The sequence below is a fragment of the Metapseudomonas boanensis genome, assembly GCF_042232855.1.
Taxonomy (GTDB): domain Bacteria; phylum Pseudomonadota; class Gammaproteobacteria; order Pseudomonadales; family Pseudomonadaceae; genus Metapseudomonas; species Metapseudomonas boanensis.
The window spans coordinates 635720-647771 of sequence record NZ_CP113889.1 but is presented as its reverse complement, the minus strand read 5'-3'; the positions used below and the strand labels follow the sequence as shown (position 1 = coordinate 647771).

Genomic DNA, 12052 nt, shown 5'->3' with positions numbered 1-12052 from the left:
GGCTGAGGTTGCCCACTCTAAGCGCTGCGGCCTGAGCCCGCCATCGTTCCGGCCCATCAACGCCTCGGGCTGACGAAGGTGCTGGTGGCGCTGGCTTCGGCAGCCGGCAGGTCAAGGCTACGCACGATGAAGCGGATGGAGCGGGGGCCAACGGGTCCTTCATCAGCGGTCAGCGCTACGGATACCGGTAACGAGAGGATTTCGCCTGCACTCAGCTCCAGCTCCTGCGGGCCTTGCAGGCGGAAGTCGGCGGGCTCGGCCAGCTCCAGGCGATAACGCCGGGACTGCTGAGTCTTGTTGATCAGCTTCAGGTTATAGATGTTCTCGATTTCACCGGCTGCGTTCTCGCGGAACATGCCACGGTCCTTGATCACGTCCAGCGACAGCTCGGAGCGGTTGGCCCCCAGCCAGACCAGGGCGACGATCATCAGCAACAGGGCGCCGGCATAGCCCAGCAAGCGTGGGCGTAGCAGGCGCGTGTGCCCACCCTCGAGTGCCCGCTCCGAGGTGTAGCCCACCAGGCCCCGGTCGTAGCCCATGCGGTCCATGATCGAATCGCAGGCATCCACGCAGGCCGCACAGCCGATGCACGCGATTTGCAGGCCGTCACGGATGTCGATGCCAGTAGGGCAGACCTGCACACACATCTGGCAGTCGATACAGTCACCCAGGCCTTGAGCCTTGTGGTCAGCATCCTTGCGGCGTGGCCCCCGCGACTCACCGCGAGCGGCGTCGTAGGAGACGATCAGCGTGTCCTTGTCGAACATCACGCTCTGGAAGCGCGCGTAGGGGCACATATGAATGCAGACCTGTTCGCGCAGCCAACCGGCATTCAGGTAGGTGGCGCCGGTGAAGAACACCACCCAGAACAGCGAGGTACCGCCGATCTGCAGGCCGGCCAAGTCGATCACCAGTTCACGCACCGGGGTGAAGTAGCCGACGAAGGTGATCGCGGTGGCCAGGCTGATCAGCAGCCAGAGGCCATGCTTGGCGGTGCGACGCAGCAGCTTGCGTCCGTTCCATGGAGCGTCAGCCAGTTTGATGCGCTGGTTGCGGTCTCCCTCCGTCACCTGTTCGCACCACATGAACATCCAGGTCCAGACACTCTGGGGACAGGTGTAACCGCACCACACGCGGCCGGCGAACACCGTGATGAAGAACAGGCCGAAGGCGCAGATGATCAGCAGCCCTGACAGCAGGATGAAGTCCTGCGGCCAGAAGGTGGCGCCGAATATATAGAACTTGCTGTCCTCAAGACTCCAGAGGACCGCTTGGCGGCCATCCCAGTCGAGCCAGAGCGTACCGAAGAACAGCAGGCACAGCAGGCCCGCGCCGATACGGCGCAGATCTCGGAAGAAGCCATTGAACTGGCGGGTGTGGATGGGGCCGTTGGAGGCGGAAAGGGGCTTGCTGGCGGCGGGGGACAGGTTTGGAGTGATCTCCAAGACCTTCGCCGGGATTCTCTCGCTCATGATGTTGCCTATCAGGCTGTTGAGGCGAGGCGGACTATAGGAAGGGCCTGATAGGTAAAACAGATTCAGATCAGCCGGTAAAAACCATATCAGATGAGCAGTAGGCGTTTGCCGGGGCGCAGGGCACGTGGATAGGGCCCCTGTTGCAGGAAAACACGCAGGTAGCGCGGCATTAGGTCGCGGGCCGCTGGGCTGATTGACCAGCGCAGCGGCAATGCAGTGAGCCAGGACCGAGCAGGGCTTGCTCGTCCCCGAGCGAAGCCAGGGCTAGGGCAGCAGCGTCGCGATGGTCGGGACAGGGATGTAGCAGGCGGGGTAAGCCGGCTGGCAATAATTGGTGGCGGCCAGCGGCGGCGGCAATGGGCGCATCATCATGGCGGCATAGGCTGCCACAAAAGCGCAGGAGAGGAGAGTGAGGCACAGCTTCTTTTTTGTTTTCATGGTCTTTCCTCTACACAGGAGGGACACGTTGTTATGTGGGTAAGACTAGGAAGGCCTTCGGCAAGCCGCCTCGTCCAAACGGACTAGATGCCGCTTTTATTGCTGAGCGCCATGAACAGCGCAGCTATGGCGCGTGCCTCGTGCAACTCCCCCGAGGCAACCAGGGCCGGAACCCGCGCCAACGGCACACGCATGACCTCCAGCGGTTCAGGCTCGTCGCCAAGGGCTGTGCAGGGCTGCAGGTCCTCGGCCAGCACCACGCGGCAGCTATGGCACAGGTGACCAGGCGCCAGGGTCAGCAGGCCCAATTCGCGCAGGCGGCCCGCGCGCAGGCCGACCTCTTCCATCAGTTCACGATTGGCAGCCTGTTCCGGGCTTTCGTCGCCCTCTACGCCACCTTTGGGCAGGCCCAGGACTCGTTGTTCGACACCTACGGCGTATTCGCGCACCAGCAGCACGTGATGCGGGTCGGGCAGAGCAACCACCATCACTGACTGATAGCCCGATCCACGCAGGCGCTCGTAAACGCGCTGCTGGCCGTTGCTGAACTCCAGGTGCAGGGCTTCGATCTGGAACCAGTCGCTTTCGGCCAGCAGTTCGGTCTTGAGGATGGTGGGCAGGCTGCGCATGGCGGGGCTCCCGGCGGAGGTGGCGCTTGACCTGTCAGAGAGTCGCTTGCGCCGGCGTGGCAAGCATCGTCTGGATGGACTAGGGGCGTTCCCGCTCCCGGCCCTTTGCACGCCGGTCGCTTCTGAGGGGCGACGGGAGTTGGCCCGTGCCGAGTCGATCTCCCGCTCAATTCGGCGCCAGAATCATCTCCAGAACGCGCGCGTTATTCCGCCCCTCTTCAGGGAGAGGGGCGGGGGAGTGGGCTGGATCACCCCAGTGTCGCCACGCTGCGCAGGATCAACCGTACCAACATGGTTTGTCGGGTCACGCCGGTCTTGGAGAAGGTCGAGCGCAGGTGCGCGCGAGCGGTGTTGCGGCTGATGCCCAGGGCATCCGACGCTTCATCCAGGGTCAGACCGTTGGCCAGCAGCATCGCCAGTTGGGCTTCGGCAGGCGTGAGGTCGAACAGCGCCTTGACGATCTCCTGTGGGGCGCTGGACTCCAGCTCGGGGTCGCTGATGAAAATGACCACCGATGGGCATTGCTTGCCCTCGCTCCAGGCGCTGGGCGGTACCGAGCGGACGATGATGCCGAGGTCCGCGCGCCCTGACGGGCGTTGCACACGCATGGCCTCGACCACCGAGGGGTTGGTGCTTTTCTGCGAGAGCAGTGCCTGCTTGACCAGTTGGCGGAACACCTGGCTGTCGCGTGCAGTGCCGACCTGCAGATTTTCGTTGACCAGCTTGATGCCGTCCTTTTCGTCCAGCAGATGCTCGGCCAGGCGATTCTTCTGCAGGACCTTGCCGTCCTGGTCGAGGATGATGGTGCCCACCGCCAACTGATCGACCGCGCCGGCGTAGAGGTTCCGCTCGCTTTCGACCCGGTTGAGGTGCATGTGCAGCACCACTGCCTGTTCAAGATGAGGCAGCAACAGGGTCAGCAGGTCCTTGTCATGTTGATCGAAGGGGGGGGCGTCCTGGCCGCGGGAAATGCGGATGCGGCACTGCGCGCCATCGCTGGTGTTGATGTCGGCCCCGAGGATGTGGAACACATCCACCGGCTCCATGAAGCTCTTGTAGAACTCTGAATTCAACCAGTCTTTGTCCGAGACGAACTCGGCCAGGGTGATCACCTGCCGGTTGGGCAGGCCGACGAACGGGTCCAGGCTATAGAAATGCTGGTTATAGGAGGCCGTTACCTCTGCGGACGAGCCGGCGGTGGAGATGCTTAGACCATCCACGTGTTGGCTGGGTGGGCGCAGGATAAAAGTGGCGTACTTGGATGAAAGGCAGTTTTTCAGTTGATCCAGGAAAGTTGTCCAGGGAATGTCTTCCAGCGGCCCCTGATAGAGGTTGCGGAGCATTCCGCTGAACTCGTCGAGTGTGAGTATCTGTGCCATGTCTGAACCATTTTTTATTTTTATGTATAGGACGCTTCATACAGAGAAATAGGCCTTCTCTACAAGCACAATCGTCTGCCGATGATCGACAGACGACTGGCTCTAGGACGGGCTTAAGCGGTCTCTGTGACGTCCAGAACTACGAAAGAACGAGGTTCGGCCGTTGCGGTGCTCAGATCGGCGATGTCGGTATAGAACTGGTCGTACCACTTGCGCAGCTGATAGACCGGGCCGTCGCCGTCGCAGAGCAGCGGGTTGTCGACGCGGGTCTTGGTGTGCCAGATCGCCACGTCCTCGTAGAACGCATCCTGGGCCTGTTTCACATAGGCCTGGGCCATGGCGCGGTTCTGCTCGTCGGTGAGTCCCGGGACTTTCTTCACCAGCACGCCATAGCGCAGGGTGAAGCTGTTCAGGTCGATGGGCACATGGCAGTTGAGCAGGATGGAGTGGATCGGCACGCCATCCATCGCACCGGTCATCTCGGTGATCTGGTAGGCCGGGCCGTAATACGTGGCGACGGTCGTCAGTTGGCTCTCGCCGGATAGGCGAGCGCTGCTGCCGCGCATGTACTGGATTGCCAGGTGCTTATCGAACTTGTTGCTGAAGTGCGTCAGCTCGGTGCCGTGGACTGAGTCGAAGTGCGCCATGTCGGCCACGTTGTCGATCAGCTCGCGGCAATTGGTGTCGATCTTCAGCTCGGCCACTTCCCACTCGGCCCATTCGTCGTTGAAGCAAGCGTCGATGCGCGGGATAGCCTGCTCGGCAATCGGCGGATTGCCTTCCGGATCGTTCCAGACGAAGAGTAGATTGTTCTGTTCCAACACTGGCCAGGATTTGATCTTCGCCCGCGGCGGAATGCGCTTGGCATAGGGGATGTCGTCACACACTCCATCGCCGCGCCAGCGCCAGTCGTGGAACGGGCAACGCACGGCGTCTCCCTCGACGCAGCCTTCGCTGAGGTCGGCACCCATGTGCGGGCAGTAGCCATCGAGGATACGGATTTGCCCGTCCTCCCCGGCGAATGCCACCAGGCGGGTACCGAAGACGTCCAGGCGGTGGGCCTTGCCGTCACGGTACTGTGCGGTCAGTCCGAGGCAGTGCCAGCCACGCGCGTAGCGCGCTTCCAACTGTTTGGCTTCGATTCGGTGCAGGGTACTCATGTTCTTGTTCTCCGCTCGGGGTCCGTGAGAGCTGCGGCCGGCTTTGGCGGACCGAGGCAGCTTTTTGCACTTGAAGGATTCTGCGGCCCCAGCGTTTGTCGGCATCGTCTGATCGGACGATGGCTGCCAGACGACAGCTCGCTTTACTGCCCGGCAGAACAAGAACAGATGTGATCACAGGCGCTGGGCTCAATTGCGGCCCCGCCATTCCGCCTGTTCATCTTTGCCGCGTCCTGAGGCGTGCGACCCAGTAGATCCATCGGAGAAAGCAATGCGCGCAGTGGTCATCGAACGTATCGGCGGGGCCGAGGTGCTGCAATTGGCCGAGGTGGAGCGTCCACAACCCGGACCGGGTGAAGTGCTGGTGCGGGTGGTCTGCGCCGGGGTCAATCCGGCGGACTGGAAATGCCGGGAGGGATTGCTGGGGGGATTCCTCGAATACCGATTCCCGTTTGTCCTCGGTTTCGATCTGGCCGGCACCGTGGCTGCGGTGGGGGAGGGCGTGGAAGACCTGCCCCTGGGGACTCGGGTCTTCGCCCAGAGCGATGTCGGTGCCGGTAAGTGGGGTTCCTATGCCGAATACGCCTGCGTCTCCCGTGCCTCAATGGTGAGGATGCCGGAAAACCTCGACTTCGCCGCCGCAGCCGCTGTGCCCACGCCGGCCCTGGCGGCCTGGACGGGGTTGTTCGACGAAGGAGGCCTGCGCCCGGATATGAAGGTTCTGGTCCATGGTGGCGGCAGTGCCGTGGGCGGCTTTGCCATCCAGTTCGCTCGCTGTGCCGGCGCGCGTATCGCCACCACCTGCAGTCAGGACAACCTGCTGCATGTGCAGACCCTCGGCGCCGAGTGCGCAATCGACTACCGTGCAGGCTCAATAGCACAGACTCTGTGCCAGTGGGCACCGGAAGGCGTCGACCTGGTGCTCGACTGCATTGGTGGCGGCAGCCTGCCTGACGCCCTCGACCTGCTGCGCGATGGCGGCATGCTCGTGGCGATTCTCACCCTGACGCCCGGCGATTCCGGGCCTGACCACGCCAAAGCCGCCCAGCGCGGCCTGCGTACCGCAGTGGCCTACAGCCGCATGCCCAGCGGTGAATCCCTGGAGCGAATCGCAGCCCTGCTCGCGGCTGGGCGCGTGCGTGCGCCGAGGCTTGAAGTGCTGCCCCTTGCTGACGTGGCAACTGCTCATGAGCGACTGCAACAGGGGCGTGCACGGACCAAGCAGGTGCTGCTGGTCGCCGATTGAGCGGGCTCGCACCCTCGTCCAAGCGGACGATGGCTGGCTCCGGCGGAAGGGCTCTACTGGCCCAAATAGAACAAGAACGGGAGTCCATGATGGTTATTGAACAAGGCCAGGTGGCGGTGATCACCGGCGCGGCGGGTGGCATCGGCAAAGGCTTGGCGGAAGAAGCAGCGGCACTGGGCCTGCGCCTGGTGCTCAGCGATATCGACGGGCAACGACTGACCGCGCTGGCGGAAGAGTTGGCTGCCCAGGGCGCGGAGGTCGCCACGCTGGTGGCCGACGTCGGCGATCCGGAGCAGGTAGAAAGCCTGCTTGCGCTGGCGCAGCAGCGTTTCGACGGCGTCGACCTGCTGTTCAACAATGCTGGCGTGATGCAGACCGGATTCAGCTGGGAGATCACCGCGGCGCAATGGCAGCGCATGCTCGACATCAACCTGCGCGGCGTCATCAATGGCGTTCGCAGTTTCGTGCCGTTGCTGCTCAGGCAGGGGCGTCCGGCTCATATCGTCAATACCGCCTCGCTCGCCGGGCTGATCAGCAGCCCGATGATGGCGCCTTATACGGTGACCAAGCAGGCGGTGGTCGCGCTCTCGGAAACCCTGCATTACGAGCTGGCCATGCTGCAAGCGCCGGTCTCGGTGTCCGTGCTCTGCCCAGGCCCCGTAGCCAGCGACATCATGGCCTCCAATCGCGCGGCTGGTGAAGCCGCCCGCCAACTTGACTCGCTGCTCGACAGCACGATCCGCCAAGGCATGGCGCCGCGCGAGCTGGCACAACTGGTATTCGCCGGAGTAGCCGAAGGCCGCTTCTGGCTGCTGCCGCACAAGAGTTTCAAGCCGGCCCTGGAACAGCGCCTGGCCAGCATCCTCGAAGAAACCAATCCAGTCTTCCAGATGGTCGATGTAGAAGGAGAGCCCCATGGCGCTTGATCCGCAGATCGCCGCTGTCCTGCAACAGTTCAGCGGCTTGCCGCAGCCGGACTTCAACCAGCTTGATCCGGTGCAGTACCGCCAGTTCTCCGACAACCTCATGCCGCCGATGCCAGGTGAGCGCCTGTTCGAGGTGCGCAACCTCAAAGTGGCAGGGGCCGAGGGCGAGCTGGATGCGCGCCTTTATCGACCTGAGGACAGCAACAACCTGCCGTTGCTGGTGTTCTTCCATGGCGGCGGCTTTGTCATCGGCAACCTCGATACCCACGACAATCTCTGCCGCAGCCTGGCTCGGCTGTCCGGCGCCGTGGTGGTGTCGGTGGCTTACCGACTGGCGCCGGAAAGTAAGTTCCCGGCAGCCCCGCACGACTGCTACCGCGCCACCTGCAACCTGGTCGAGCGCGCCGGCGAGCTCGGCTTCGATGCCAGCCGCCTGGCCTTGGCCGGTGACAGCGCCGGAGCCAACCTGGCTATTGCCGTGAGTCGCCTGGCGGCAACCCGCAAGGGGCCACGTGTGGCCTACCAATGCCTGTTCTATCCAGCTGCAGACGCGCGTTGCGATAGCGCCTCCCAGCGCGAGTTCGCCGAGGGCTACTTCCTTACCCGCGAGATGATGCAGTGGTTCTGGCGCCAGTACCTGAGCCGCGCCGAACAAGCTGACGAGGCGCTGGCTTCGCCCCTGCGCGCCGAGGACCTGGAAGGGCAGCCACCCACCACTCTGCTCAGCGCCGAGTATGACCCGCTACGCGACGAGGGTGAGGCCTTCGCCCAGCGTTTGCGCGAGGCGGGAGTAGCGACCCGGCTGCAGCGCTGCGATGGCATGATCCACGGTTTCATCAGCATGGCCGCGTTCGTCCAGCAGGCGCAGCAAGCGCTCGAATCCGCCGCCGCTGATCTGCGCGCGGCGTTGAACTGAGGAACCGACCATGCTCGACAATCCGCAGTACCTGATCGAGTCCATGGCCCGTGGCGAAATGGTCGTGATCACTGACGACGACGGCGATGGTGAAGGTTCACTGGTGATCGCCGCAGGCCATGCCGATGCCGCCGCGATCAACTTCATGGCTCGCGAGGCGCGCGGGCTGATCTGCCTGACGCTTACCGACGAGCGCTGCAAGGCCCTGGGCCTGGAGTTGATGGTGCCCAACTCGCGGGCCCGGCATGGCATGGGTTTCACTCTCTCCATCGAGGCGCGCACTGGGGTGTCTACCGGCATCTCGGCGGCGGACCGGGCGCGCACCATTGCGGTGGCCGTGGACCCGGCCAGCACGGCGGCGGACCTGGTCCAACCCGGTCACGTGTTTCCGCTGCGCGCCCAGCCCGGCGGCGTCATGCAGCGTGCCGGGCATGTCGAGGCCGGCTGCGACCTGGCGCGCCTCGCTGGCCTGATGCCAGCGGCGGTGCTCGTCAGCATCCTTGATGAGGACGGCGAGCCGGCGCGGGGCGCCGCCTTGCGTGGCTTTGCCGAACGACACGGCCTACGCATCGGCAGCGTGGCTGATCTGATCCACTACCGCATTCTCCATGAAGGCACCATTCGTCGCACCGGCGAATACCCGCTCCAGACCCGCCATGGCGAGTTCAGAGTCTTTACTTACCTGGACGATTACCAGGGCCAGCTGCACCTGGCGCTGGTGCGAGGAGAGGTACGCCGCGATCGCCCGACCCTGGTCCGTGTGCAAGCCGTGGAGACGTTGCGCGATGTCCTGCACAGTCATCCGGAAGGTGGCCAGCAGTGGAACCTCGAGCGCTCCCTGGCTCGGGTGGCCAAGGAGGGGGCTGGCGTGATAGTGCTGCTGGCGCAGCAGGAAACGCCCGCAGCGGTCATCGATCAGTTGCAGCAACAGGCCGGGCAGAAGCCGCACCCGCCGATATTTCCACAGCGTACATTGGGCATTGGCGCGCAGATCCTTCGTGACGTTGGCGTGCGCAAGATGCGCCTGATGAGTTTCCCTGTAAGTCACAAGGCTGTTTCCGGCTTCGAGCTGGAAGTCGCCGAGTTCGTCCCCTTCGAATCGCAGGAGCAAGCATGAGCAATGAACTGGACAGGCTGTTGAGCCCGGCGAAATTGGCTGGCCTGACCCTGCGCAACCGCGTCATCAAGACTGCGACCTTCGAGGGCATGTGCCCCGGTGGCGTTCCGGGTGACGATCTGGTCAACCATCATGCCGGCATGGCGCGCGGCGGTGTTGGCCTGACCACCGTGGCCTATTGCGGCGTGTCGCCCGACGGCCTGACTTTCCCCGACCAGATGTGGATGCACAGCGGTGTATTTCCGCAATTGCAGCGGCTGGCCTCCGCCGTGCATGCCGAAGGTGGTGCGGTTTCCGCGCAACTGGCCCACTGTGGCTATTTCAGCCGCAATAAACCACTCAATATCCCGCGACCGCGAGGCCCCAGTGCCTGCATCAACCAGTACGGCGTGTTCTCCGGCGTACCCATCGGCGGCGCCATGGACAGCTCGGATATCGCCCGAACGGTGGCTGAGTACGCTGCCGCCGCAGCCTTCGTGCGTGATGCGGGGTTCGATGCCATCGAGATCCACATGGGGCACGGCTACCTGCTCAGCCAGTTCATTTCCTCGCTCTTGAACAAACGCCGCGATGCCTACGGCGGTTGCCTGGAGAATCGCATGCGCTTCCCGCTGCAGGTGCTGGCGGCGGTGCGCGCGGCAGTCGGCAAGGATTTCCCGCTGCTGGCCAAGCTCAACCTCAGCGATGGTCTGGAGGGCGGCCTGGGAATAGAGGAGTCCTGCAAGGCTGCGCAGTTGCTGGAGCAGGGCGGACTGGATGCCATCGTGATGAGTGGCGGCCTGGTCAGTCGTACCTCGATGTTCCTGTTCCGCGGCGAAAGTCCGCTGAAGTACATGGTGCCGCTGGAAAAGAATCCGTGGCAGCGCACGGCGATGAAATGGTTTGGTGGTGCGAGCTTCCCGTCCATGCCGTACGAGGAAATGTACTTTCTCGAACTGGCCCGCCAGATGCGCCGCGCGGTGAACATGCCGCTGGTCTACCTCGGCGGCGTGGCCACGGGCCAGAGCATGGGGCAGGCCATGGCCGAGGGTTTCGACTTCATCGCCATGGGCCGTGCCCTGCTCAATGATTCGCATTTGTTGAAGCGAGTCCGCGAACAAGGAGAGGGCTGGAAAAGCCCGTGTACCCACTGCAACCAGTGCGTGGCCAGCATGGCCCTGCCAGGTGGCATCCGCTGCACCTTGAACCAGCCGAATGCGTTCGCCTGACCAAGGCCATCTGATGGGCGGATTGCATCCGCGATTCGGCTGTACTTTGTGGGTGCGAATTCATTCGCACCCACAGGCTCTGCGCGCGTCTTCCACGTAAATGAAAAAGCCCCCGCTACCTCACGGCAGCGGGGGCTTTTCATTGAGCGCGAATCAGGGCGTCAGGTTGCCCAAGATCAGCTTGGCCTGGGCCTGCAATAATGGCGATGCCGTCATGTTGCCGTCGATCACGGTAATCACTGCTTTGCCCAATGACAGCTGATAGGCGTCGGCCTGCATCTGCTCGGTGGTAGGGGCGGGTGTCAGCCTACAGCACCTCCTTGGCGGATTTGTCGGGCCGAGTGACACATCGAAGGCGCGCGTAACCTTGTAGGAGCCAGCTTGCTGGCGAATGGCGCATGTTCGCCAGCACGCTGGCTCCTACAGAGAGAGTACCGGCTATCCGGCTGTCAACTCGCATCTCCCCCAGATTCCGCGATGAACCATGAAAAAGCCCCCGCTACCTCACGGCAGCGGGGGCTTTTCATTGAGCGCGAATCAGGGCGTCAGGTCGCCCAGGATCAGCTTGGCCTGGGCTTGCAGCAGCGGCGAGGCGGTCATGTTCCCGTCGATCACGGTGATCACCGCGTTGCCCAGGGATAACTGGTAGGCGTCGGCCTGCATCTGCTCATCGGTGGGAGTGGGCGGGGGTACGAGATTGACTCGAATCACGCCGTCAGCGCCCTGCTGTGGGGCGAAGGCAACATTGCCCCAGTCACCGATGGGCGCGAAGGCGACGCCCGTCACCTGGCCCGCTTCCAATGCTGGGTAGTTGATGTTCAGACCGGTGGTGCCGGGCAGTCCGAGCACATTGGTCGCGCATTGGGCCTTGGCCTTGCCACCACTTGTATCGCAGACGCGGCGTGCCTCGGCGCCGATGGCGGCGGCGCGTTCGATGACCTTGGCAGCGAAGCGCGCAGTGTCGTCCATGGCGTTGAGGGTTTTCAGATAGCCAGCTTGCGGGTCCTGGCTGATCAGATGCAGGTCGATGCCGGTGGACACGGCTACCGCCGGCACCCCCTTGAACATTGCGCGGACTGCCGCGTTGACGGTGCCGGACATCTGCGTCAGTGGGCCTACGTTGTCGCCGAAGTTGGTGCCTGACACCACCAGGTCCGGACGATTGTCTTTCAGCAGTAGGTCGAGGCCGACGTTGACGGCATCCACCGGCGTGCCGATGGCCGAGTTCTTGCCTGCTGGCGGGGTATAGCCGGCTGGGGCGCCAACGCAGTATTTGCCCTGGGCCAATTGGGTCACGGCCAGGGCCTGACCGGGATTGACCACACTGGCAGCGCCGATACCGCTGCTGTCGTTCTGCGGGCCGACCAGGGTTACCTGGTGGCCGGCAGCGACCAAAGCCTGGTAGACGGCATCGATTCCCGGCGCACGGCAACCGTCGTCATTGGTGAGCAGGATGTTCAAGGCGCTGGCCTGGAGCGAGAGTGACAGGGCGGCAAGACCGATAGCGGATTTCAACAGCGTATGCATCATCGTCGTTTCCTCTGTGGAGAAAAGGGAA

General features: G+C 63.5%; 12 protein-coding genes. 5 read left to right on the top strand and 7 right to left on the bottom strand.

All coding sequences use genetic code 11. The features are described 5' to 3' along the window. Nucleotides 1–56: 56 nt before the first annotated feature. From ccoG to OXH74_RS02940, 5 genes are all read right to left on the bottom strand, one after another. Nucleotides 57–1472 (bottom strand): cytochrome c oxidase accessory protein CcoG, encoded by a 1416-nt coding sequence (gene ccoG, locus OXH74_RS02960; RefSeq protein WP_375740021.1) that lies wholly within the window; start codon nt 1470–1472, stop codon nt 57–59. 267 nt (nt 1473–1739) lie between these two features. After that, the gene (locus OXH74_RS02955) at nt 1740–1913 is read right to left on the bottom strand and encodes a hypothetical protein (RefSeq protein WP_375740020.1); all 174 of its coding nucleotides are present in this window, start codon (nt 1911–1913) and stop codon (nt 1740–1742) included. Nucleotides 1914–1996: 83 nt separating this feature from the next. Next, nucleotides 1997–2542: an ADP compounds hydrolase NudE gene (gene nudE, locus OXH74_RS02950; protein WP_375740019.1), complete on the bottom strand. Its 546-nt coding sequence runs from the start codon at nt 2540–2542 to the stop codon at nt 1997–1999. 248 nt (nt 2543–2790) lie between these two features. Continuing rightward, entirely contained in the window at nt 2791–3921 is a 1131-nt protein-coding gene (locus OXH74_RS02945; protein WP_375740018.1) for a helix-turn-helix transcriptional regulator, read from the bottom strand. 113 nt (nt 3922–4034) lie between these two features. Continuing rightward, nucleotides 4035–5081: a Rieske 2Fe-2S domain-containing protein gene (locus OXH74_RS02940; protein WP_215372774.1), complete on the bottom strand. Its 1047-nt coding sequence runs from the start codon at nt 5079–5081 to the stop codon at nt 4035–4037. Between the two features lie 271 nt (nt 5082–5352). Here OXH74_RS02940 and OXH74_RS02935 point away from each other — a divergent pair, with 271 nt between their 5' ends. The 5 genes from OXH74_RS02935 to OXH74_RS02915 all read left to right on the top strand — a co-directional run bounded on the left by OXH74_RS02935 (nt 5353) and on the right by OXH74_RS02915 (nt 10494). Continuing rightward, nucleotides 5353–6327 (top strand): NADP-dependent oxidoreductase, encoded by a 975-nt coding sequence (locus tag OXH74_RS02935; RefSeq protein WP_375740017.1) that lies wholly within the window; start codon nt 5353–5355, stop codon nt 6325–6327. An 89-nt stretch (nt 6328–6416) separates the two neighbouring features. Beyond that, entirely contained in the window at nt 6417–7253 is an 837-nt protein-coding gene (locus tag OXH74_RS02930; protein WP_215372772.1) for an SDR family NAD(P)-dependent oxidoreductase, read from the top strand. Beyond that, the gene (locus tag OXH74_RS02925) at nt 7243–8169 is read left to right on the top strand and encodes an alpha/beta hydrolase (RefSeq protein WP_375740016.1); all 927 of its coding nucleotides are present in this window, start codon (nt 7243–7245) and stop codon (nt 8167–8169) included. The genes OXH74_RS02930 and OXH74_RS02925 overlap by 11 nt, the downstream gene beginning before the upstream one ends. 10 nt (nt 8170–8179) lie before the next feature. Next, entirely contained in the window at nt 8180–9286 is a 1107-nt protein-coding gene (gene ribB / locus OXH74_RS02920) for a 3,4-dihydroxy-2-butanone-4-phosphate synthase (protein ID WP_375740015.1), read from the top strand. Continuing rightward, nucleotides 9283–10494 (top strand): NADH:flavin oxidoreductase, encoded by a 1212-nt coding sequence (locus OXH74_RS02915; protein ID WP_375740014.1) that lies wholly within the window; start codon nt 9283–9285, stop codon nt 10492–10494. Before ribB ends, OXH74_RS02915 begins: the two co-directional genes overlap by 4 nt. A gap of 153 nt (nt 10495–10647) precedes the next feature. Here OXH74_RS02915 and OXH74_RS02910 read toward each other — a convergent pair whose 3' ends face one another. Then, a complete protein-coding gene (locus tag OXH74_RS02910) occupies nt 10648–10773 on the bottom strand; it encodes a hypothetical protein (RefSeq protein ID WP_375740013.1) in 126 nt (41 codons plus the stop codon). A gap of 258 nt (nt 10774–11031) precedes the next feature. Next, nucleotides 11032–12021: a 5'/3'-nucleotidase SurE gene (gene surE / locus OXH74_RS02905; protein ID WP_375741712.1), complete on the bottom strand. Its 990-nt coding sequence runs from the start codon at nt 12019–12021 to the stop codon at nt 11032–11034. Between the last annotated feature and the right edge of the window lie 31 nt (nt 12022–12052).

Coding starts and splice junctions, on each gene's coding strand:
- ccoG (WP_375740021.1), bottom strand. CDS start 1,472: ATGAGCGAGAGAATCCCGGCGAAGGTCTTGGAGATCACTCCAAACCTG.
- OXH74_RS02955 (WP_375740020.1), bottom strand. CDS start 1,913: ATGAAAACAAAAAAGAAGCTGTGCCTCACTCTCCTCTCCTGCGCTTTT.
- nudE (WP_375740019.1), bottom strand. CDS start 2,542: ATGCGCAGCCTGCCCACCATCCTCAAGACCGAACTGCTGGCCGAAAGC.
- OXH74_RS02945 (WP_375740018.1), bottom strand. CDS start 3,921: ATGGCACAGATACTCACACTCGACGAGTTCAGCGGAATGCTCCGCAAC.
- OXH74_RS02940 (WP_215372774.1), bottom strand. CDS start 5,081: ATGAGTACCCTGCACCGAATCGAAGCCAAACAGTTGGAAGCGCGCTAC.
- OXH74_RS02935 (WP_375740017.1), top strand. CDS start 5,353: ATGCGCGCAGTGGTCATCGAACGTATCGGCGGGGCCGAGGTGCTGCAA.
- OXH74_RS02930 (WP_215372772.1), top strand. CDS start 6,417: ATGGTTATTGAACAAGGCCAGGTGGCGGTGATCACCGGCGCGGCGGGT.
- OXH74_RS02925 (WP_375740016.1), top strand. CDS start 7,243: ATGGCGCTTGATCCGCAGATCGCCGCTGTCCTGCAACAGTTCAGCGGC.
- ribB (WP_375740015.1), top strand. CDS start 8,180: ATGCTCGACAATCCGCAGTACCTGATCGAGTCCATGGCCCGTGGCGAA.
- OXH74_RS02915 (WP_375740014.1), top strand. CDS start 9,283: ATGAGCAATGAACTGGACAGGCTGTTGAGCCCGGCGAAATTGGCTGGC.
- OXH74_RS02910 (WP_375740013.1), bottom strand. CDS start 10,773: ATGCAGGCCGACGCCTATCAGCTGTCATTGGGCAAAGCAGTGATTACC.
- surE (WP_375741712.1), bottom strand. CDS start 12,021: ATGCATACGCTGTTGAAATCCGCTATCGGTCTTGCCGCCCTGTCACTC.